Below are 20,458 nucleotides of genomic sequence, written 5' to 3'. Positions count from 1 at the left end.
ATATTAAGAAAATCGTTGATATATTTGAAGTTACGATAGATATATTAAGAAAATCGTTAATATAATTTCACGTACCTGTTAATTTGATAAAAAATGAGCCTCCAGTATATGGTGTATAATAATAAGTACCATTTTTTAATAGGAGAAAACGAATGAACGAACAATATTACGATGCAGTTTTACATATAAAAACAGTCGGTGAGCAAAAAGGATTTAACAAGTCTATGCATTATCACCGTTATGAACCGACGCCATATAGCGGATTAGATGAGTTACTGAATCGATATAAAATACGAAGTAGCGACCGAATTGTAGACTTTGGGTGCGGAAAAGGGCGATTAAACTTTTATATGCACCATAAGTGTGGTGCATCAGCAGTTGGAATTGAAATGAATGAAGAGTTTTATAAAGAAGCAATGGATAATCGAGATCGTTATGCACGAAAGGCACGAAACAGTAAGGGGAAAATTCAATTCCAATGTTGTTTAGCGCAGGAATATGAGATTGATCCGCATGATAATAGGTTTTACTTCTTTAATCCATTTTCGGTACAAGTGTTTATGAATGTAGTAAATAACATTTTGCTTTCAGTAGAAGAATTGGAGAGAGAAGTGGATATTATTTTATATTATCCTTCTGAGGACTATATTTTCTTCTTAGAAAATCAGACTGCGTTTGAGCTGAAGAAAGAAGTTAGATTGCCAGGTGCTTATGAGAAGAATGGGAATGAGAGGTTTTTAGTTTATACATTAGGGTAATAAAAAAACAGGTGCCAAGGCACCTGTTTTTTTATTAGTTACGGATTAAGTAATCAAATGCACCTAAAGCTGCGTTTGCACCTGAACCCATAGAGATGATGATTTGTTTGTACGGATTATTTGTACAGTCACCTGCAGCAAACACTCCTGGTACGTTTGTAGCGCCGTGCTTGTCTGTTACGATTTCACCGCGAACGCGTTCAACTGTTTCGCCTAACCAGTCTGTGTTTGGCACAAGACCGATTTGTACGAATACACCTTGTAATTCAACGTGATGAACTTCTTCAGTTTCACGATCGATGTAAGAAATACCGTTTACTTTATCAGTACCAGTGATTTCTTTCGTTTGAACGTTTTTCAGAACAGTTACGTTTGGTAAGCTGTTAAGACGCTCTTGTAATACAGCATCAGCTTTTAATTCTGGCATGAATTCAAGAACAGTTACGTGCTTAACGATACCTGCTAAGTCGATAGCTGCTTCAATACCAGAGTTACCTCCGCCGATAACTGCTACGTCTTTTCCAGTGAATAATGGACCGTCACAGTGTGGGCAGTATGCTACACCTTTATTTTTGAACTCAGCTTCACCTGGTACGCCAACATTACGCCAGCGAGCACCTGTAGAAACGATTACGCTCTTACTTTTCAGAATAGCGCCGTTTTCAAGTTCCACTTCAATAAGTTCTTTTTTCTCCAAACGTTTCGCACGTTGTAGATTCATTACATCGATGTCGTATTCTTTTACGTGCTCTTCAAGGCTTGCTACTAGCTTAGGACCTTCAGTCTTTTTCACGCTGATGAAGTTCTCAATGCCCATAGTATCCATTACTTGACCACCGAAGCGCTCAGCAACGATACCAGTGCGGATGCCTTTACGTGCTGCGTAAATTGCTGCACTTGCACCAGCAGGGCCGCCACCAACAACAAGAACATCGTATGGATCTTTATCAGAAAGCTCTGATGCATCTGGACCGTTACCCATTTTAGCTAAAATTTCTTCAAGTGTCATACGACCGCTTCCGAAAGATTCGCCGTTTAGGTAAACAGTTGGTACTGCCATAATGTCTTTGCTTTCTACTTCCTCTTTGAATGCAGCGCCATCAATCATAGTATGTGTAATACCAGGGTTAAGAACGCTCATTACGTTAAGAGCTTGTACAACATCAGGACAGTTATGACAACTTAGGCTGATATAAGATTCAAAATGATATTCGCCTTGAATGTTTTTAATTTGATCGATTAATTTTTGTTCAACTTTTGGAGCGCGTCCACTTACTTGTAGTAAAGCTAACACTAATGATGTAAATTCGTGTCCTAATGGAATACCAGCGAATACGACACCAGTGTCTTCACCAGGGCGGTTTACGCTAAAGCTTGGTGTTCTCTCTAATTCAACTTTTTCTACTGTAATCTTAGATGACATAGTAGCTAATTCGTCTACTAGAGCTAACATATCTTTAGATACGTTATCGTCTCCTGCGCTTACTTTAAGTAAAATATCGTTCTCCATTAACTGAAGGTATTGGGATAGTTGTGTTTTTATATCTGCATCTAGTATCATTTTGATCGAACTCCTTAGATTTTGCCTACAAGGTCAAGGCTTGGTTTAAGTGTTGCAGAACCCTCTTGCCATTTAGCTGGGCAAACTTCACCTGGGTTGTTACGTACGTATTGAGCAGCTTTAATTTTGTTAACAAGAATGCTTGCGTCACGGCCGATACCGTCAGCATTGATTTCCATAGATTGGATAACGCCGTCTGGATCGATGATGAATGTACCACGAGCAGCAAGACCTTCTTCTTCCATTAAAACGTTGAAGTTTGTAGTGATTGTGCGAGTTGGGTCACCAATCATGATGTACTCGATTTTGCCGATAGTTTCTGAGCTATCATGCCATGCTTTGTGAGTGAAGTGAGTGTCTGTAGATACAGAGTATACTTCAACGCCTAAGTCTTTTAGAGTTGCATATTGGTTTTGTAAGTCTTCAAGTTCAGTTGGGCAAACGAATGTGAAGTCAGCTGGGTAGAAACAAACTACACTCCATTTTCCTTTTAAACTTTCGTCAGTAACTTGGATAAATTCTCCATTATGGTAAGCATTAGCTTTAAACGGTTTTACTTCTGTGCCGATTAATAACATGTTAAAATTCCTCCTAAATGTTGGTTTTGAGCATCAAAAAATAGTGTGCTCATAAAATATATTTTTTAATTAACTATAATAATTCTAATTCGATATTAATTATCATATAGAAGTGGTTATTTTGTCAAGAGAATAAACCAACTTTATACCAATTTAATTAATATTTATTCTCAATTAAGGATATCAGGGAATGGAAAGGTAATTTTAAGTCTATAAATTTTAGATGAGTGTTTGAAAAGTTTAGTGTGTAAGTTTAATTTCTTAGGAAGGAAATATTTCTTAGAAGTTGTAGTTTTGAAAAGGAACTGCTTACTTCTATTTTACAAAGAATTTTGTGATAAATAAAATAAAATAAAATGAATCGGAAATTTTTTGAACAATTTTTGTCATCTCAAATATATAATTAGGAAGTATATTACGATGATAGTTAGAAACATTGACTCAAAGTGCTAACAAGATATAATAAAACCTAGATATACCTTTCAAAAAGAAGAATACATATTTATAGGATGAAAAAATTCAACCTATTATTTTTTATAGCTTTTAGAAAACGCTTACAATTAGTGTGGAGGGGAAACCATGTCTAAGTTCACGAAGTATTTTTTAATGGAAGCTAAAGATGTGATTGCATATGTGAAAGAGAAATTATCTAAGTTTGAACATGCAAAGGTGTTACAGTGTGAAGAAATAGGTGATGGCAATTTAAATTATGTGTTCCGCGTTTGGGATGAAAAAGAGAACATGTCTGTCATCGTAAAGCAAGCTGGGGATACAGCTCGCATTTCAGATGAGTTTAAGTTGTCGACGAATCGTATTCGTATAGAATCAGATGTTTTGCAGTTAGAGGATGAGTTAGCACCTGGACTTGTTCCTAAGGTGTATTTATTTGATAGTGTGATGAATTGTTGTGTAATGGAAGATTTATCGGATCACACAATATTACGTACAGCACTTATAAATCATCAAATATTTCCGAGGCTTGCGGATGAGTTAACTACTTTTATGGTAAATACACTTTTATTAACATCGGATGTTGTAATGAATCATAAAGAGAAGAAGGAACTTGTGAAGAATTATATAAATCCTGAATTATGTGAGATTACAGAGGACCTCGTATATTCAGAACCATTTACCAATCATAATAAGCGTAATGAGTTATTTCCGTTAAATGAGGGATGGATTAGGGAACATATTTATAGTGATAAAGAGCTTCGTATGGAAGTAGCGAAACGTAAATTTTCTTTTATGACGAATGCACAGGCATTACTTCATGGTGATTTACATACTGGTTCTGTTTTTGTAAGAGATGATTCTACAAAGGTTATTGATCCTGAGTTTGCTTTTTATGGACCTATGGGATATGACGTTGGGAATGTAATGGCGAATTTAATGTTTGCTTGGGTGAATGCGGATGCAACGATGCCACCTGGAGCTGAGAAAGATACGTATATGGATTGGTTACAAGCTACGATGGTAGAGGTAATTGATTTATTTAAGAAGAAGTTTTTAGATGCTTGGGATATTCATGTGACCGAGATTATGGCGAAGGAAGAAGGCTTTAGCGAAGTCTATTTGCAATCTGTATTAGAGGATACGGCTGCAGTGACAGGTCTGGAATTAATTCGCCGTATTGTTGGATTAGCGAAAGTAAAAGATATTACTTGTATTGAGAATGAGGAAGCACGTGCTAGAGCGGAGCGAATTTGTCTTCAAGTAGCGAAGAGTTTTATTTTACGAGCGAATCAATATAGAACGGGTACAAGTTTTGTAGAAACGTTAAAAGAACAGTCAATGCACTACGCGAAGTAAGGGGAGAATATGATGGAAGAGCAATTAGTACCAATTCAGTGGAAAGATGATGCTTTAGTTTTGTTAGATCAAACGTTATTACCAAATGAAATTGTCTATGAATCTTTTAAAACAGCTGAAAGTGTGTGGGATGCAATTCAAGTAATGAAAGTACGAGGTGCACCAGCGATTGGTGTTTCAGCAGCTTATGGTGTGTATTTAGGGATAAAGGAATTTGCTGAAAGTACGGAAGAAGGATTTATGGATGAAGTAAGAAAGGTATGTACATACTTGGCGACATCAAGACCGACTGCAGTAAATTTATTTTGGGCGCTTGAAAGAATGGAAAGTGTAGCGACAGATAATGCTCACTTATCAATCTCACAGTTGAAAAATAGATTATTAGAAGAGGCAAAAGAAATTCATAGAGAAGATGAAGAAATTAACCGTCAAATCGGAGTGCATGCATTAACATTATTCCATGATGAAATGGGAGTATTAACGCATTGTAATGCAGGTGCTTTAGCGACGACTAAGTATGGTACTGCGACGGCTCCAATGTATTTAGCGAAAGAAAAAGGATGGAATTTAAAAATTTATTCGGATGAAACGCGTCCTAGATTACAAGGTTCAACGTTAACAGCATTAGAACTGCAGCGAGCGGGTATTGACGTTACTGTTATTACAGATAATATGGCAGCTATGGTCATGTCACAAGGGAAGATTGATGCAGTAATCGTTGGATGCGACCGTGTGGCAGCAAATGGTGATGTAGCAAATAAAATTGGCACATTAGGCGTATCTATTTTAGCTAAATACTACAACATTCCGTTTTATGTAGCAGCGCCAACACCGACAATTGATTTAAAGACATCGACAGGAAAAGAAATTCCGATTGAAGAAAGAGATGCTTCTGAAGTGATTAATCGTTTCGGACAATATTCAGCTCCGAAAGAAAGTAAAGTATATAATCCAGCATTTGATGTTACTCCACATGAAAATGTAACAGCGATTATTACAGAAAAAGGGATTGTAAAGGCACCGTTTACGGAGAATTTAAAAAAGCTATTTCAATAAATAGATAAATATAAAAGTCAGTCATCATAAGCTTCATACTTAGGGGGATGTATATGTTATTACAAAAAGAAAGAGAAGAAATTGTAGCGTATGGAAAGAAAATGATTTCTAGTGGTTTAACAAAGGGGACGGGCGGTAATATTAGTATCTTTAATCGTGAACAAGGTCTTGTTGCGATTAGCCCAAGTGGTTTAGAGTATTATGAAACAAAGCCTGAAGATGTAGTTATATTAAACTTAGATGGTGAAGTAGTAGAAGGAGAGAGAAAACCATCAAGTGAATTAGATATGCACCTTATTTACTATAGGAAGCGTGAAGATATAAATGCGCTTGTGCATACACATTCTCCTTACGCGAAGACGATTGCATCATTAGGATGGGAGCTTCCTGCTGTGTCATATTTAATTGCTTTTGCAGGCCCGAATGTCCGTTGTGCGCCGTATGAAACATTTGGTACGAAGCAATTAGCGGATGCTGCTTTTGAAGGCATGATTGATCGTCGTGCTGTGCTACTTGCAAATCATGGTTTAATTGCTGGTGCAAATAATATAAAAATGGCGTTTACTGTTGCAGAAGAGATTGAGTTTTGTGCTCAAATTTATTATCAAACGAAAAGCGTCGGAGAACCGAAGCTTTTGCCAGAAGATGAGATGGAGAATTTGGCGAAGAAGTTTGAAGGGTATGGGCAGCAGTAGAATGAAACAAAAACACCCTCAAGAAAAGATCTTGAGGGTGTTTGTTACGCTTTTTTTAGTAACAAATACATAAAGTAAGGAGCCCCAATTAAAGCAACGACAATACCTGCTGGGATGCCATTAGGATCAACGATATTTCGTCCAATTGTATCTGCTAATAATAATAGCCATCCGCCGATTAAAAGGGCGATAGGCATGAAGATTTGATGACTTGGACCTACTAAAGATTTCGCGATATGAGGAGCCATTAATCCGATAAAGCTAATTCCTCCTGTTACGGAAACAGCTGCAGCTGCAAGTGCAACGGCTGCAACTAATAAGTATCTGCGTTCTTTTTCAATTTCAATTCCAACGCCGATTGCGACTGGTTCGTTTAATGCTAAAATGTTTAATCGATTTGCTTTATAGAAAATAAACGGAATTAATACGATTAACCATGGGAGCATTGCTAAAACAAAAATCCAGTCATCTCCCCAAATGTTTCCGGCAATCCATTTTGAAATAAAGTCTACTTTCATACGATCTGCGGATGAAATAAGGACAATCATCGTTCCAGATAGTGCAAATGCAAAACCGATACCGGTTAATGTTAATCGGATTGGCTGAAGTCCAGTTGATTTACTATATGAAAATACGTAAATTAGAACAGCTGTCAGAAATGCTCCGATAAATCCAACTACAGGTAGTAAGTAAAGAAATGAACCTACGTCTATTGGAAAGTATAAAAAGAAAATAGCAACAGCAACACCGGCCCCAGAGTTGATACCAAGAATACCAGGTTCAGCTAAATCATTTCGGGTAATTCCTTGCAGAATAGCCCCTGATAAAGCGAGAGCCATACCAGCTAATAATGTAATGACAATTCTAGGTAGTCTTAAAGAGTATAAAACGAACTCCTCTTTAAAAGTCCCTTGCCCCATTAATGTTGGGAGTAGTCGATCATAAGATAAAGATGCTGAACCAAGTCCCATTCCAACTACAATGGTTGTGATGATTACTATAAGTAAAACGAGTATAATGAGACGCTGTTTTCTTAAAATAGATTGCATCATGAGAATGTTTTTCCTCCTTTACGTACAATGAATAGGAAGAATGGTAACCCTACAATCGCGACAATTGCCGCAACGGGTGTTTCGTACGGAGCGTTAATAGTACGTCCGATTGTATCTGCAAGTAGCATAAAGGAAGCTCCAGCAATTGCTGACATCGGTATAACAAATCGGTAATCTGGACCGACAATTGGGCGTACCATGTGAGGTACCATTAAACCGATAAATGCCATATTTCCAACAAGCGCTACAGATGCACCTGCAAGTAAGATAATAATGATAAATAAAATAGTTTTAATAACAATAATTTTTTGACCTAGTCCAATAGCCACTTCTTCACTGAAACTAAGAACTGTCAATTTTTTTGCTAGTAAGATAGCGATAAAGATACTAATTGAAATGACTGGAATAATAATTTTTAATTGGCTCCAAGTTGTTCCAATTACACCCCCAGCAGTCCAAAGTGATACATCTTGTGAAATTTTAAAGTAAATGCCAATTCCTTCTGAAATTGCGAGTAGAAATGCTGAAACTGCAGCGCCCGCTAATACAATTCGAAGAGGAGAAAGGCCGCCTTTTTTCACCATACCAATTCCAAATACCATAATTGCGCCAATTGCAGCACCGATAAAGCAAGCTAACGTTAAGTAAAGATAGCTGATGGAAGGGTTGAAAGCAAGTGTTAGTGCAAGCGCAGCATTTGCTCCACCAGAAAGCCCTAACAATCCAGGATCCGCAAGTGGATTTCGTGTTAATCCTTGCATAATTGCTCCGGAAACGGCTAATCCAGCTCCTACAAAAATAGCAGCAACTTCACGTGGTAAACGTATTTCTCGAATAATAGATATTTTGTCTCCTTTAGCGGAGGAAGTGAGTGCTAACCATACATCTTTTATCGAAGTATCTGCAGCACCTAATACCATTGCAACCATAAAAATAAGAAAGAATGCAATTAAGCTTAAAATTAGTTTGTATGTAAAAGCTATAGAACGTGGATTGTCATGATCTTTTGTCATTCGTTTCACATCTTTTCTGTTCATAGAATAAAGGAAGAGGAATTCTTAAATTAAGAATTCCTCATGTTTGTATTATTTACCAAGAAAGCTCTTCTTGAAGAAGTCTAGTTGGAAATCTAATGTAAGTGGGTCATTGAAATAGAATTCCATCATGTTTGCTTCATATACACGATTATTTTTTACTGCTGGGATGTTTTTATATGATTCTGTCTCTTGGAATGAGTTATCAGTATCTTTATTTTTACTTACGATTAAGTAATCACCAGCAAATTCAGGTAATACCTCAGTAGATAATGCGTAGTAACCTTCTTTTAATGCTTTTTCTTTTACTTTTTCAGGCATTTTTAATTTCATTTCTTGGTACAGAATTTCTGTTCCGCGGCCCCAGTTTTCGCCGTATACATAAAGCTGTTTGTTGAAGTTTTCTACAACAGAAACTGTTGCATCTTCACCGATTTTTGCTTTAATTTCTTTACCAGCTTCTTGTGCACGTTTCTTGAAGTCATCAACCCAAGTTTTTGCTTCTTTTTCTTTGTTTAATAACTTACCAATTTCTAAATGCTGTGTTAAGTAATCAACTTTTCCGTAAGTGTATGTTACAGTAGGAGCAATTTTCTTTAACTTATCGACATTTTTAACATTTGATAAACCAATGATTAAATCTGGATTTAGTTCAGCGATTTTTTCAACATTTTCATCTGATACTTCAGCAACATCTTTAAGTTTACTATCAAAACGTGGGTTTTGTTTAGACCATGAATCTACCCCAACAAGATTTACACCTAATGACATTACGTTACCAGCGAATGATGATAATACAACAACGCGTTTTGGATTTGCAGGAACTTCTACTTTACCATTTTCAGATTGGTATGTAATTGTTTCTGATTTACTATCTTTTGCATCGTTCTTTTTGTCTGTAGAGCCATTGCTACAAGCACTCATAACAAGAACGAAAAGAACTGTTAGTGAAATAAATAACTTTTTCATCGTCTTTCTCCTTTAACATAGATGATATGTGTATACAATAATTTGTTTAACTGTAATCTTTTTGAAAGAGTAGTGGTAAAGCAAAATAATTTATTAAAAATCTTGAATATGAGATTTTATAATATAGTATTAACCATATTAATGAAAGAAGATGTAATCTCAAATTTGCTAATTATTAACAAAATGATAATGATTATCACTATTGATTCTTTAAATAATATAATTTTATATAGGTGTATTGTCAATAGTAATTTTGATTGTAAATTTTGCGGAAACAGGTTATATTTTATTGAGAATGATAATCAATGATTAATAGCTGAGGAGTGAGCACGAATGAATCGAGAAGAATTGTTTGATGTAACCGTGATAGGCGGAGGACCTGCAGGGCTTTATTCAGCTTTTTATAGTGGACTCAGAGAAATGAAAACGAAAATAATAGAATTTCAACCACATTTAGGTGGAAAAATACATGTGTATCCGGAAAAAATGATTTGGGATGTAGGAGGACTATTGCCAGTTACAGGTGATAAGTTAATTGAACAACTTGTACAGCAAGGGTTAACATTTAAGCCGGAAGTTGTATTAGATACAAAAGTAGAATCGATTATTCGTAATCAAGATGGTACTTTTACATTAAAAACAAGTACTGGCGAAGAACACTTTTCAAAAACAGTTATCGTCGCAACAGGAAGTGGTATATTGAAACCGCAAAAGTTATCTATTGAAGGTGCTGAGCGATTTGAAGTATCGAATTTAAATTATACAGTTAAATCTTTAAAGCGTTTCAAAGGTAAAACAGTTATTATTTCCGGTGGAGGCAATTCTGCTGTTGATTGGGCAAATGAATTGGAACCAATTGCGAAAAAAGTGTATGTAACCTATAGAAAAGAAGAATTATCTGGTCATGAAGCACAAGTAAAACAACTTATGAACAGCTCAGCGGAGTGTTTCTTTAATACATCGATTACAAAATTAATTGCTGGTGATAATCATGAAGCGATCGAATATGTAGAATTAACAAATCATGAAACAGGTGAGGTTTCTCACTTACCTATTGATGAAGTTATTATTAATCATGGATATGAACGCGACATTACATTATTAGAAAATAGTGAGTTAGACGTTGCAATTATAGATAATTATTATATTGCAGGTAATGCAAATAGTGAGTCTTCAGTAGATGGATTATATGCTGCTGGAGATATTTTAAAGCATGAAGGGAAACTACACTTAATTGCAGGTGCATTCCAAGATGCTGGAAATGCTGTGAATAAAGCAAAGCAATTTATCCAACCAGATGCAAGTGAGTACGGAATGGTTTCTTCTCATAATGAAGTATTTAAGAAGAGAAATCGCGAACTGATTAAGCAGATGATGAAATAATAAGGAACAAGTATACCCCCACATACTTCTCTATTCAAATGGATGAGAGATGTACGTGGGGGTTTTCCTGTTTACTATATTTTCAATCATTATAATGACACCGGTTTCATCAGTTCATATGATATGAACATTTTTATTGGTAAAGCATCTTAGAAAACAATTTAGCTATGTTTTGCTTACGCAGAACATGGCTAAATTACGCTGTCCCTTTAGCGCGTTCATTAGGAAATGGCATATTTAGTATAGAAGCAATATATTGTTTTCCATGTTTTCGAGCCAATGATTCTAATATTTGACGGACGCGTTTTGTAAGATGGCCTTGTTTTTTGATGGCTTCACAATATGCGTCATAGAAAGCATATTTAGCCCAAAGGAAATCATCTTGTTGGAATAAGAAATGATTTTTGTACCATTCACCAATTGTATGATAACAATTGTTTTCATGTATTGCTGTGCTTTGAGAAAGAAAACGATCAGATAAAGATACATTCAAATGAGAAATTGTGTTTTCTGTTTCAACTTGTAGTGTTTTTTCTAACATTGTAATGATGTGACGAGTAGCCATATGTTAACTCTCCTTTGTGTAAATGGGTAATACCATTCTATATTTAAAAAATTCTTACTATATAATACTATACAATATATGGAATGCATCTACCTGCTTTTTGAACTGCATTTACAAAATCTTTTTTATTTGTTTACAAAAATAAAGTAAAGTAAGATACAGTATAGATGAAAAAATAATAAAGGAATGAACGCATTGTATATAACAGTAGAAGAGACTGCGGAGTATTTGAATTTACCAAAATCGTATATTGAAGAGTTAATTCAGCAAAAGAAAATTCGTGCGCTATTCGATGGAGAGCAATATTTAGTAAATAAAGAACAATTCAATACGCATTTAGAACAAATGGAGAAATATAAGCAGTTAGTGGAAGAAATATTAAACGAACCAATTCCAGAAGATATGGATGTTAAAGACGAAGACTAAACTTTGGGAAATCCCGTATGAAGATATGCAGAAATGTATCTTCATACGGGATTTTTTGTCTAAAGGTATCGAAAGCCTAATGGGCATGCAGAATTCCTTATGTTTTTGATAGGTAGTAGTCTACCATGTTAAAAGCATATTTTTTTCTAGCTAGGACAAACATAGAGAACGTAACCTGTACAGATACATATACTATCAGTGCAAAAGCTTATAAATTAATGGAAGGGGTTTTCTCGTGAGTTTATTTCATTGTGATTTTCTGAAAGACTTAATTGGATCTTTTGTGAGAGTAAACAGGGGTGGTCCAGAATCTCAAAAAGGGACAATAGTCGCAGTATGTTCGGATTACTTTGTATTAAAGAATGAAAAAGGAGAGCTCTATTACTATCAGATTCGTCATCTGAAAAGTGTTACAAAAAATGCGAAAGATTGTAAAGCAGATGATTGCAGATGGTTGGAATGTGAAGATGACTTTGAAAAGTTACTTCAAAGCTTCAAATATTGCTGGGTAAAAATTAATCGTGGTGGCCCAGAGAAAGTTGAAGGTATTTTACAAGATGTTTCTTGTGAATTTGTGACATTGATTGTAAAAGAAGAAGTTATATTAGTTGCAGTATCTCATATTAAGAGTGTCACAGTAGCTTGTAGAGATAGTGAAGAAAGCGACAGTGAAAGCAACAGTGAAAGCAATAGTGAAAGTGATAATTCGAGTCGAGCTCGCGCACAAAGACAGTCAAGTAGAGGAAGATAATAAGAAAGGAGGATACAAATTTGGAAAGTATATTATGCTGTGAGCAAATTAAATGCTTAGTCGGTGAGACTGTAAAAGTAAATCTTCGTGGACCAGAGAGTCGAGTGGGGGTACTTGTATCGTTAGGGAGAGATTACCTTACATTACAACTTCCTCTTGGTGAATTAGTATATTACCAATTGAAACATGTGAAGAGTCTAGCTAAGAAAGTGAAAGAAAGTAAATGTGGCGATTGCTATGTTTCATGTTTCTGCTCTGAGGATGATACTTTTGTCGATATATTACGTGATTTGAAGTATAAGTGGGTAAAGATAAATCGTGGCGGTCCTGAGTGTGTGGAAGGATTATTAAGTGAAGTGCATGAAGAATGTATTACACTAGTAAACGGCGATGAAGTCATTTATATCATTAATTATCATATTAAGAGTGTGAGTCAAGTAGTGAAATGTAAAAAGAATGAAGATGAATAATGTTTAATAAATAAGAGGGGCATTATGAGGGAAAGAGAAGAACAATTCCTTATTTCGATAGTATGAAAAGGAATTACTTACTATTAATACAAAACATTGCCCTGATTATTTTTTTTGAAACGGAAGATAGGAAAGCTGATATTTATAGGAAGGAGGATATAGATGAATGAGTTGAATAAAAGTATTGGAGAAAATATATATGTTAAATTAATCGGTGAAAAAAGATTTAAAGGCGTATTAATTGATGTAGGAAATGATATTGTTGTTCTTTACAATGGACAAGATTACGTATATATATCGTTATATCATGTACAATACTATAAATTTTTAAGACCATATGACGAAGAAATATCAAAACCAGATGTTGATTCTGTAATTAAGAGGGAATCCCCTTCAATTTCTTTGAGAAAAGTATTAAGTACTTCTAAAGGGATTTTTACAGAAGTTTATGTAGCAGGAAATGCTCCAATACATGGTTATGTTACAAGTGTGATGAACGATTATATTGTTTTTTATAGTCCGGTTTATAAAACGGTATATATATCTTTAAAGCATTTAAAATGGTTAATTCCGTATAAAGAGAACCAAGTACCGTATGCCCTCAATAAAAATGAACTCCCCGTAAATCCGTTAAATATTACGTTAGCTAGAACGTTTGAAGAACAGCTTATTAAAATGACAGGGAAAATTATGGTGTTCGATTTAGGTGAGGAGTCCAATAAAATTGGAAAAATGGCGAAAATTGATGAAGGTCATATTGAAATATCAAAAGCACGTGATGCAAAAATGTATGTGAATATTCAACATGTAAAATCCGTCCATTGTCCGTAGATTAGTTGGAAGGGCTGGCTTTTTCTTTTATATGCAGAAGAAAAGGTCGAGCCTATTTATTTAGTTTAATTTGGATATGAGGGGAAAAATGAATTGAATATAAATATATTATAGTGGAATCTTGTTTTGAAGAATTTGCACTAATTTATAAAGAAATGTGTACGAGCTATCTTTTATGTATTCAATTTATTTTTTGAGGAGGAGCTGCTCAATTAATTTATTAAAGGGGTTTTGTTTGTGGAGCAGTTTCCGAATTCGTTATCAATTACATTGCTTGGTAGTGCTGGTGGAGCAGCAAAAGCAGTTTTAGCAATTTTAAATCAAGCGATAGCAAATGAAAAAGATCCAATTTATGAAGTATTAAAGAATGCCAAATTTCATTTGGTGGATATAAAGCAAAAAGATAGGACTTATTATGATGAGTTGTTTTCGAATTTGAAAAGTCAATTATATTTATATGAAATAAACCTTCAAAATGTAGTGGAATTTAAACAACATTTAAAAGAAAAAAGAACGAGTGTTGTGATTGATGTTTCAGGGGCAGATACAATTAGAGTATTAAGCTGCTGTAATGAACTAGGAATTTGTTATATTAACTCAGCCTTGGAAAATGAGGCAGTAGATCAGGACGATAGCTTAATCGGCTTTCAGCTTACAGAAAGATATACAAGGTTTGAGAAGGAGAAAGAGAAATTTACAAATATAAAAGCAATTATAGGTTCAGGTATGAATCCAGGTGTTGTTCAATGGATGGTTGTTGAGCTTATGAAGGAACGACCAAATGAAAGGCCAAGAGCATGTTATATTGTAGAACATGACACGTCGTTTTTGAATGATGCAGCACTTATAAAGCCACATACACTTTATGCTTCATGGGCAGTAGAGCGATTTTTAGATGAAGCAATCTGGAGTTATCCGATGTATATGAGTCATCATCGTCCTCTTTACTTTTATGAAGATGTATATGCTTCAGAGTATAAAGTGAAGTTAGGAGAAAAAGAATTCTATGGTTGTTTAATGCCACATGAGGAAGTATTAATTTTAGGGAAAAACTTTAATATGGAAGTTGGTTTCCTTTACCGAATTAATGAGTATACAACAAATATAATTAGACAGAATTTAGATCAAGTAGAAGATTTATGGAACTGGAATCGTAAAGTATTTAATCCAGCGGAAGAAGAGATTGCTGGAGAGGACCTGGTCGGTGTGTTACTCGTTTATGAAAATAGTGAGACATATATGTATAATGTGATGAATAGTAGCCAAGTTTTTCGTAAATATAAAACGAATGCAACGTATTTTCAGGTAGGGTGCGGGATTTATGCAGGCTTGTGCAGTATACTTTTAGATCAATTTGAACAAGGTGCTTATTACGTCGAGGAGTTGTTATTAAATACAGAAAGTAAGTACGGTGAATATTTAAATTTATATATGAAGGATTTTGTAGTAGGGCATAATAATTTTACGGATGGATTGTTACATGATAGGGTAAGGTGGATGTAAGTTGTTACCAAAAGGAAGGAGAGCTCTCCTTCCTTTTAGTATTATAAGGTTAAATATTGCCCTGAAAGCAATTTCATACTTATAATTTAAGGAGATAACATATAAAACGTTATTTTTTGTATTGATCATGAGGAGTATTCATATGAACAAATTGAAAAGCTTAATTTATGAAGAAAGAGAAGCTTTAAAAGTATTTTTATTGTTATTCTATATTATATTTTTTTTATATGACGTTATTTATTACTTTGTGTATCCGGCTATGGACATTAATGGTGCAAGGATAGGATGGCCAGAAGGTGGTATGGGGATAGGGGTTTATATATTAGTAATATCTTTATTTCCTATTTCAGTATATCTTCAAAAAAAAGGTTATGTATATTTTGTGAAATATTTGTTTTTAATTGGGTATATGTTTATTGATATCATAAATAATTTAATGATTTATTTAAACAGTAATCGTGTTTTTGAAAATGGAAATATGGTTGAAATATTGTTAATTTTATTTGCGCCGATATTTGTGAATAGAAAGTATTTTTACTTAGTTTCCTTTAGTGTAATTGGAAAGTATGTATTTTTCACTTTGATATTACAAGATATTAAAGTTGTGATTCCACTTGTTTTATGTATATTCTTTTTTATTATTTCACATTCTTTATTAAAACGATTTCAATCTTATGTAAGAACAGTGGTTGAAATGATGAACAATATGAAAGAGACGGAAAATTTAGCAGTGATTGGGACTATGTCTACAACGATTGCCCATGAAATTCGAAATCCGCTAACAGCGTTAAAAGGGTTTACGCAAATGCAAAAAGAAAGAAACCCAACTGATACGATGAGCTACAACATTATGCTACAAGAAATTGAAAGGATTAATGGATTTGTTAGTGAATTGATGTTGTTAGGAAAACCAAAGCCAACAAATTATGAAAGATGTAATATACGAGCCATCCTTCTATATGTTGTGCAGCTAATGGAAAGTTATGCAACGCAATATAGAGTTAAATGCCATTTACAAGTAGATGGGAATTTACCGGCTATAAACGGTGATGATAAGCAATTAAAACAAGTGTTATTAAATATCATTAAAAATGGAATAGAATCAATGCCAGAGGGTGGAGAAATTCATATCCGTGCATATCAAAAAACGCAAGGACATTTGTGTATTTCTGTCGAAGACCAAGGATTTGGTATAGAGAATGAGAAATTAGGAAAAATCGGCAAGGCTTTTTACACAACAAAGGAGAATGGTACAGGACTTGGATTAATGATTACATATAAAATTATTAAGGAACATCAAGGAAGTATCACAATTCAAAGTAGTGTAGGAGTAGGAACGAAAGTAGAAATTTTTCTGCCGACCGTTTAATGTATTGGGAGAAAAGATTTTTCAGAAAAGTGTTCTTGTTGTGTAAATATAAACATTTTATAAAATGTTTCAAGAAGGGTTTTTTTTATAAAATACTTCGTTTATAATGGAGGAAAATATCGACATGAGATTGGTTGCTCATGTAACGGTTCAGTAGTGTTACGAAAAGATAAGAAGGGGTGCACGCGCATCCTTTTTTCTATGCAGATATTATGAAAGAGGTGGTATGATGGAATTAACATTAAATTCGACTGTATGTTTACATACAATTCAATTTCGAAAAGAGCAAAAGAATTATATTGTAAAAGATACAATTACAGGAGAAAAATATGAAATGCCGCCACTTTGGATTGATGCACTAGCAATGATGCGTGACGGTTTTTTATTGGGTGAAATTGAGGAGAAATTAAAAGAAGAGTATCCAGCTGAGGAAGTAAATATGTTAGCGTTCACGAGGCAATTGTTAGAGTTGGAACTTGTTGAAATGGTAGATGGTGAAGAGATAGCTTGCACAAAGAAGAAAGAGATTGATTGTTTAGCTTGGGTACGTCCTCGTGTGGAACAATTCTTTCTTAATTTAAATAGAAAATATAGAAGCAAAGGTCAGTAATGACCTTTGCTTTTTTTGTAGCTCCATTTAAAAAATAACAGCAAATGCTCTTGCGAAAGCACCGTCACTATTTTTAATTTTTAAAGGTGCTGCTGAGAAAAAGAAACGTTTTGCTTCGATAGCATCTAGATTTGTTAAGTTTTCAATTAAATAAATATTATTCCCTAGTAATATGTGATGAATCGGTGATGTTTCTGTTGTAACTTCATCAGGAGAAATGAAATCTAAACCGATAGATTTTACTTTTAATTGAACTAGTTCTTCAGCTAATTCTTCAGAAAGATAAAATGCTTCTTTCTCATAAGCTTCTGTATTCCATTTAGTGGATAGATTGGAATGAAAAATAACAATATCACCTTCTTTTATGTCAGTATTATGCAATACTGCCTTAGGTAATTTTCGCTCTTGAATATGTGTTACATCTATAAGAACAGCTTCGCCTACAAATTGATCTAGCGGTAATTGATCAATCGTTGTTGCTCCTGAAATAAAATGCGCAGGAGCATCACAATGCGTGCCAACATGAACGACAGAATGAAAATCTGTAACTTGATAGCCTGCTTCTTCAACGCTTGTAACAGCTTCTAGTTGTATTTTAGGTGTTCCAGGAAATTGAGACATATTATTTTCAAATGTTTGCGATAGATCAATTACTTTCATTTTACATACCTCCAATATATGTTTTTCAAATAATAAAAAGCTCATCCTTCAGTATCAAGAAAGATGAGCTTTACATGCTAGTTGAGTTTTATCTTCCAAAATGCAATGCATTTTGCAGGAATTAGCACCTATTCAGTTTGTATAAACTGAGGTTACTGGGCTTCAAAGGGCCGGTCCCTCTGCCTCTCTTGATAAAGAAGTATTCAGTTTTTAAAATCGGAATTTTCCGATAGTTAAATTGTAATTCATTTCCTTTTTGTGTGCAATATAAAATAGGTATTCACCCAAATAAAGCTGCTCGCATATTGTAGCTTATGTAAATAGAATGCTGCGAAGGAGTGAGTGCAGTGACAGGAAATGTACTGAATTACTATGCTGGTGGTAATACAGCTAGGGGATTTCACAATTTATACGAAGAGAATTTAAAAGGATTAGACAGATTATTTATCTTAAAGGGTGGCCCAGGAACGGGAAAATCTTCTTTAATAAAGGCAATAGGTCGTGAATGGGTTGGAAAAGGATATGATATTGAATTTTTACATTGTTCTTCTGACAATAAATCGGTTGATGGTGTAATTATCCCAAAATTAAAAGCAGGAATTGTTGATGGGACATCGCCGCATGTTATTGAGCCAAAAATGCCAGGAGTTGTTGAAGAGTATATAAATTTAGGAATTGCTTGGGACTCAGATAAACTAAGGAAGCAGAAGTTAGAAATTGAAAGATTTGTTTCAGAAGCAAGCAAAGCTTTTCAGTCTGCTTACGCACGTTTTAAAGAGGCATTGGTTATACATGATGAGTGGGAGAAGATATATATTGATAATATAGATTTTAATAAAGCAAATGAACTAACCGATCAGCTTATCCAGAAATTATTTGCAAATAAAAGTGGAAGACAATCGCTTGTAAAACATCGTTTTTTAGGAGCTGCTACACCGAAAGGGGCAGTTGATTTTGTTCCTAATTTAACAGAAGGGTTACCACATCGTTATTTTATAAAAGGGCGCCCAGGCTCTGGAAAATCAACGATGCTCAAAAAGTTAGCTAAGGCAGCTGAAGAAAAAGGGTTTGAAGTTGAAGTATATCATTGCGGATTTGACCCGAATAGTCTTGATATGGTTATCGTAAGAGAATTAGGCTTTGCAATTTTTGATAGCACCGCACCACATGAATATTTTCCAAGTCGCGAGGGTGATGAAATTATTGATATGTATGCCCTTATTGTTACGCCAGGGACGGATGAGAAATATGCGAAGGAAATTCGTGATGTTTCCATTCAATATAAAGCAAAAATGAATGAGGCGATGTCTTTCTTAGCGAAAGCAAAATCGGTTCGTGATAAATTAGAACGAATTTATATTGCTGCTATGGATTTTTCAATAGTAGATGCATATAAAGATGAGATTCAAAAAGAGTTTGAACGAATTGCTACTACTGTAATCGAAAAGCAACAATAGATGTTCCGTTTTGCTGTCAGTAATTTCTGACAGTTTTTTTAGTATGTAGTAAAATTAGTAGTGTATTTGTCGAATTTCCAAGGAAATAATCAAAAAATAGAGGTGTTATGAAATGAGAGAGAAAATCGAGTTGGAGTTAGAAAGAATTGAAAAAGAGAATGATGTGAAAATTTTATTTGCGGTAGAATCAGGGAGTCGTGCTTGGGGGTTTCCATCGAAAGATAGCGATTATGATGTTAGGTTTGTTTATATACATCCGGTAGAATGGTATTTATCAATTCATGATAAACGAGATGTAATTGAATATCCAATTAGTGATGATTTAGATATAAGTGGTTGGGATATTAGAAAGGCATTGCAACTATTCGCGAAGTCGAACCCAGCTTTACTTGAGTGGATTCGATCACCAATTTTTTATTCGAAAAACTCTAATTTTCCAGAACTACTTCAACAGATGAGTGAGAAGAATTTTGATCCAAAAGCAACGATATATCATTATTTACATATGGCGTCGAAAAATTATCGTGAATTTTTGCAAGGTGAGAATGTAAAGCTGAAAAAGTACTTTTATGTATTACGTCCCATTTTAGCTTGTAAGTGGCTAGAAGAGAAAGCAACTTTACCTCCTGTAGAATTTGACCGATTGATTACAGAATTATCATTAGAACGTAGTGTATTAGATGAAATTGAAAAGTTGTTAATAAAGAAAAAAGCAGGTACTGAATTAGATGTTGGATTGAAAATTAAGGTGCTAAATCAATTTTTAGAAGAACAAATTCATTACTATCAGCAGTATGTAAAAGGAATTGAAAAGGGATCAGGGATCGATATTGAGAGTTTAAATACATTGTTTCGAGATACGTTGTTTGAAGCATATGAAAAAGAGCACAAGTAAGTTGAACTGCACCCCAATTGTTAGAC

General features: G+C 34.5%; 21 protein-coding genes and 1 riboswitch. Of the genes, 14 read left to right on the top strand and 7 right to left on the bottom strand.

What is annotated here, in order from left to right; genetic code table 11:
* The first annotated feature begins 152 nt into the window (after window positions 1-152).
* A complete protein-coding gene (locus RT27_RS21830) occupies window positions 153-758 on the top strand; it encodes a class I SAM-dependent methyltransferase (protein ID WP_029441484.1) in 606 nt (201 codons plus the stop codon).
* Between the two features lie 34 nt (window positions 759-792).
* Here the strand turns inward: RT27_RS21830 and ahpF are convergent, their stop codons facing one another.
* A complete protein-coding gene (gene ahpF, locus RT27_RS21825) occupies window positions 793-2,319 on the bottom strand; it encodes an alkyl hydroperoxide reductase subunit F (RefSeq protein WP_000599501.1) in 1,527 nt (508 codons plus the stop codon).
* A 14-nt stretch (window positions 2,320-2,333) separates the two neighbouring features.
* The gene (ahpC, locus tag RT27_RS21820; protein ID WP_000924420.1) at window positions 2,334-2,897 is read right to left on the bottom strand and encodes an alkyl hydroperoxide reductase subunit C; all 564 of its coding nucleotides are present in this window, start codon (window positions 2,895-2,897) and stop codon (window positions 2,334-2,336) included.
* Window positions 2,898-3,476: 579 nt separating this feature from the next.
* Between ahpC and mtnK the strand changes: the two genes are divergently transcribed.
* Genes mtnK through RT27_RS21805 form a run of 3 tightly spaced genes read left to right on the top strand, consistent with a single transcriptional unit; the run spans window position 3,477 to window position 6,457 of the window.
* Entirely contained in the window at window positions 3,477-4,706 is a 1,230-nt protein-coding gene (mtnK, locus tag RT27_RS21815) for an S-methyl-5-thioribose kinase (RefSeq protein WP_043937483.1), read from the top strand.
* A 9-nt stretch (window positions 4,707-4,715) separates the two neighbouring features.
* A complete protein-coding gene (gene mtnA / locus RT27_RS21810; protein WP_043937481.1) occupies window positions 4,716-5,762 on the top strand; it encodes an S-methyl-5-thioribose-1-phosphate isomerase in 1,047 nt (348 codons plus the stop codon).
* Window positions 5,763-5,815: 53 nt separating this feature from the next.
* Window positions 5,816-6,457: an L-fuculose-phosphate aldolase gene (locus RT27_RS21805; protein WP_000926555.1), complete on the top strand. Its 642-nt coding sequence runs from the start codon at window positions 5,816-5,818 to the stop codon at window positions 6,455-6,457.
* A gap of 44 nt (window positions 6,458-6,501) precedes the next feature.
* Here the strand turns inward: RT27_RS21805 and RT27_RS21800 are convergent, their stop codons facing one another.
* From RT27_RS21800 to RT27_RS21790, 3 genes are read right to left on the bottom strand one after another with little or no spacing between them, the layout of a single operon-like run.
* A complete protein-coding gene (locus tag RT27_RS21800) occupies window positions 6,502-7,509 on the bottom strand; it encodes an iron ABC transporter permease (protein ID WP_043937479.1) in 1,008 nt (335 codons plus the stop codon).
* The gene (locus RT27_RS21795) at window positions 7,506-8,546 is read right to left on the bottom strand and encodes an iron ABC transporter permease (RefSeq protein ID WP_002025239.1); all 1,041 of its coding nucleotides are present in this window, start codon (window positions 8,544-8,546) and stop codon (window positions 7,506-7,508) included. The genes RT27_RS21800 and RT27_RS21795 overlap by 4 nt, the downstream gene beginning before the upstream one ends.
* Window positions 8,547-8,594: 48 nt before the next feature.
* Entirely contained in the window at window positions 8,595-9,512 is a 918-nt protein-coding gene (locus tag RT27_RS21790; RefSeq protein ID WP_016083700.1) for an iron-hydroxamate ABC transporter substrate-binding protein, read from the bottom strand.
* Between the two features lie 333 nt (window positions 9,513-9,845).
* On the opposite strand from RT27_RS21790, the gene RT27_RS21785 reads away from it, so the two are divergent.
* Complete coding sequence (locus RT27_RS21785; protein ID WP_001078268.1) at window positions 9,846-10,895, top strand: NAD(P)/FAD-dependent oxidoreductase; 1,050 nt, start codon at window positions 9,846-9,848, stop codon at window positions 10,893-10,895.
* 196 nt (window positions 10,896-11,091) lie between these two features.
* Here the strand turns inward: RT27_RS21785 and RT27_RS21780 are convergent, their stop codons facing one another.
* On the bottom strand, window positions 11,092-11,460 hold the full coding sequence (locus RT27_RS21780; RefSeq protein ID WP_000235474.1) for a hypothetical protein: 369 nt from the start codon (window positions 11,458-11,460) through the stop codon (window positions 11,092-11,094).
* 186 nt (window positions 11,461-11,646) lie between these two features.
* Between RT27_RS21780 and RT27_RS21775 the strand changes: the two genes are divergently transcribed.
* From RT27_RS21775 to RT27_RS21745, 7 genes are all read left to right on the top strand, one after another.
* Window positions 11,647-11,886 (top strand): helix-turn-helix domain-containing protein, encoded by a 240-nt coding sequence (locus RT27_RS21775; protein ID WP_001998970.1) that lies wholly within the window; start codon window positions 11,647-11,649, stop codon window positions 11,884-11,886.
* 235 nt (window positions 11,887-12,121) lie between these two features.
* Window positions 12,122-12,637, top strand: a complete 516-nt coding sequence (locus RT27_RS21770; RefSeq protein ID WP_016083698.1) for a hypothetical protein — start codon at window positions 12,122-12,124, stop codon at window positions 12,635-12,637.
* A gap of 20 nt (window positions 12,638-12,657) precedes the next feature.
* Window positions 12,658-13,107, top strand: a complete 450-nt coding sequence (locus RT27_RS21765; RefSeq protein ID WP_016083697.1) for a hypothetical protein — start codon at window positions 12,658-12,660, stop codon at window positions 13,105-13,107.
* A 162-nt stretch (window positions 13,108-13,269) separates the two neighbouring features.
* On the top strand, window positions 13,270-13,938 hold the full coding sequence (locus RT27_RS21760; RefSeq protein WP_001004281.1) for a hypothetical protein: 669 nt from the start codon (window positions 13,270-13,272) through the stop codon (window positions 13,936-13,938).
* Window positions 13,939-14,175: 237 nt separating this feature from the next.
* Window positions 14,176-15,441 (top strand): S-adenosylmethionine decarboxylase related protein, encoded by a 1,266-nt coding sequence (locus tag RT27_RS21755; RefSeq protein WP_043937477.1) that lies wholly within the window; start codon window positions 14,176-14,178, stop codon window positions 15,439-15,441.
* A 142-nt stretch (window positions 15,442-15,583) separates the two neighbouring features.
* Window positions 15,584-16,810, top strand: coding sequence for an ATP-binding protein (locus tag RT27_RS21750; RefSeq protein WP_016083695.1), 1,227 nt, complete (start codon window positions 15,584-15,586; stop codon window positions 16,808-16,810).
* 229 nt (window positions 16,811-17,039) lie between these two features.
* On the top strand, window positions 17,040-17,420 hold the full coding sequence (locus RT27_RS21745; protein ID WP_016083694.1) for a hypothetical protein: 381 nt from the start codon (window positions 17,040-17,042) through the stop codon (window positions 17,418-17,420).
* Between the two features lie 27 nt (window positions 17,421-17,447).
* Here RT27_RS21745 and RT27_RS21740 read toward each other — a convergent pair whose 3' ends face one another.
* Window positions 17,448-18,080, bottom strand: a complete 633-nt coding sequence (locus tag RT27_RS21740; protein ID WP_016083693.1) for a cyclase family protein — start codon at window positions 18,078-18,080, stop codon at window positions 17,448-17,450.
* Window positions 18,081-18,165: 85 nt separating this feature from the next.
* Window positions 18,166-18,278: riboswitch (SAM riboswitch) on the bottom strand.
* A gap of 149 nt (window positions 18,279-18,427) precedes the next feature.
* On the opposite strand from RT27_RS21740, the gene RT27_RS21735 reads away from it, so the two are divergent.
* On the top strand, window positions 18,428-19,537 hold the full coding sequence (locus tag RT27_RS21735; RefSeq protein ID WP_016083692.1) for a PRK06851 family protein: 1,110 nt from the start codon (window positions 18,428-18,430) through the stop codon (window positions 19,535-19,537).
* 112 nt (window positions 19,538-19,649) lie between these two features.
* The gene (locus tag RT27_RS21730) at window positions 19,650-20,432 is read left to right on the top strand and encodes a nucleotidyltransferase domain-containing protein (RefSeq protein ID WP_043937475.1); all 783 of its coding nucleotides are present in this window, start codon (window positions 19,650-19,652) and stop codon (window positions 20,430-20,432) included.
* Window positions 20,433-20,458 lie beyond the last annotated feature (26 nt).

Source organism: Bacillus sp. L_1B0_5 (assembly GCF_000836715.1).
GTDB lineage: Bacteria > Bacillota > Bacilli > Bacillales > Bacillaceae_G > Bacillus_A > Bacillus_A thuringiensis_S.
Note: the sequence above shows the minus strand (reverse complement) of the source record. Positions and strands in the feature narration are given on the sequence as shown.

Bases quoted from the DNA above. Each gene is read 5' to 3' on its own strand.
- RT27_RS21830 (WP_029441484.1), top strand. From the start codon at position 153: ATGAACGAACAATATTACGATGCAGTTTTACATATAAAAACAGTCGGT.
- ahpF (WP_000599501.1), bottom strand. From the start codon at position 2,319: ATGATACTAGATGCAGATATAAAAACACAACTATCCCAATACCTTCAG.
- ahpC (WP_000924420.1), bottom strand. From the start codon at position 2,897: ATGTTATTAATCGGCACAGAAGTAAAACCGTTTAAAGCTAATGCTTAC.
- mtnK (WP_043937483.1), top strand. From the start codon at position 3,477: ATGTCTAAGTTCACGAAGTATTTTTTAATGGAAGCTAAAGATGTGATT.
- mtnA (WP_043937481.1), top strand. From the start codon at position 4,716: ATGATGGAAGAGCAATTAGTACCAATTCAGTGGAAAGATGATGCTTTA.
- RT27_RS21805 (WP_000926555.1), top strand. From the start codon at position 5,816: ATGTTATTACAAAAAGAAAGAGAAGAAATTGTAGCGTATGGAAAGAAA.
- RT27_RS21800 (WP_043937479.1), bottom strand. From the start codon at position 7,509: ATGATGCAATCTATTTTAAGAAAACAGCGTCTCATTATACTCGTTTTA.
- RT27_RS21795 (WP_002025239.1), bottom strand. From the start codon at position 8,546: ATGAACAGAAAAGATGTGAAACGAATGACAAAAGATCATGACAATCCA.
- RT27_RS21790 (WP_016083700.1), bottom strand. From the start codon at position 9,512: ATGAAAAAGTTATTTATTTCACTAACAGTTCTTTTCGTTCTTGTTATG.
- RT27_RS21785 (WP_001078268.1), top strand. From the start codon at position 9,846: ATGAATCGAGAAGAATTGTTTGATGTAACCGTGATAGGCGGAGGACCT.
- RT27_RS21780 (WP_000235474.1), bottom strand. From the start codon at position 11,460: ATGGCTACTCGTCACATCATTACAATGTTAGAAAAAACACTACAAGTT.
- RT27_RS21775 (WP_001998970.1), top strand. From the start codon at position 11,647: ATGAACGCATTGTATATAACAGTAGAAGAGACTGCGGAGTATTTGAAT.
- RT27_RS21760 (WP_001004281.1), top strand. From the start codon at position 13,270: ATGAATGAGTTGAATAAAAGTATTGGAGAAAATATATATGTTAAATTA.
- RT27_RS21750 (WP_016083695.1), top strand. From the start codon at position 15,584: ATGAACAAATTGAAAAGCTTAATTTATGAAGAAAGAGAAGCTTTAAAA.
- RT27_RS21745 (WP_016083694.1), top strand. From the start codon at position 17,040: ATGGAATTAACATTAAATTCGACTGTATGTTTACATACAATTCAATTT.
- RT27_RS21740 (WP_016083693.1), bottom strand. From the start codon at position 18,080: ATGAAAGTAATTGATCTATCGCAAACATTTGAAAATAATATGTCTCAA.
- RT27_RS21730 (WP_043937475.1), top strand. From the start codon at position 19,650: ATGAGAGAGAAAATCGAGTTGGAGTTAGAAAGAATTGAAAAAGAGAAT.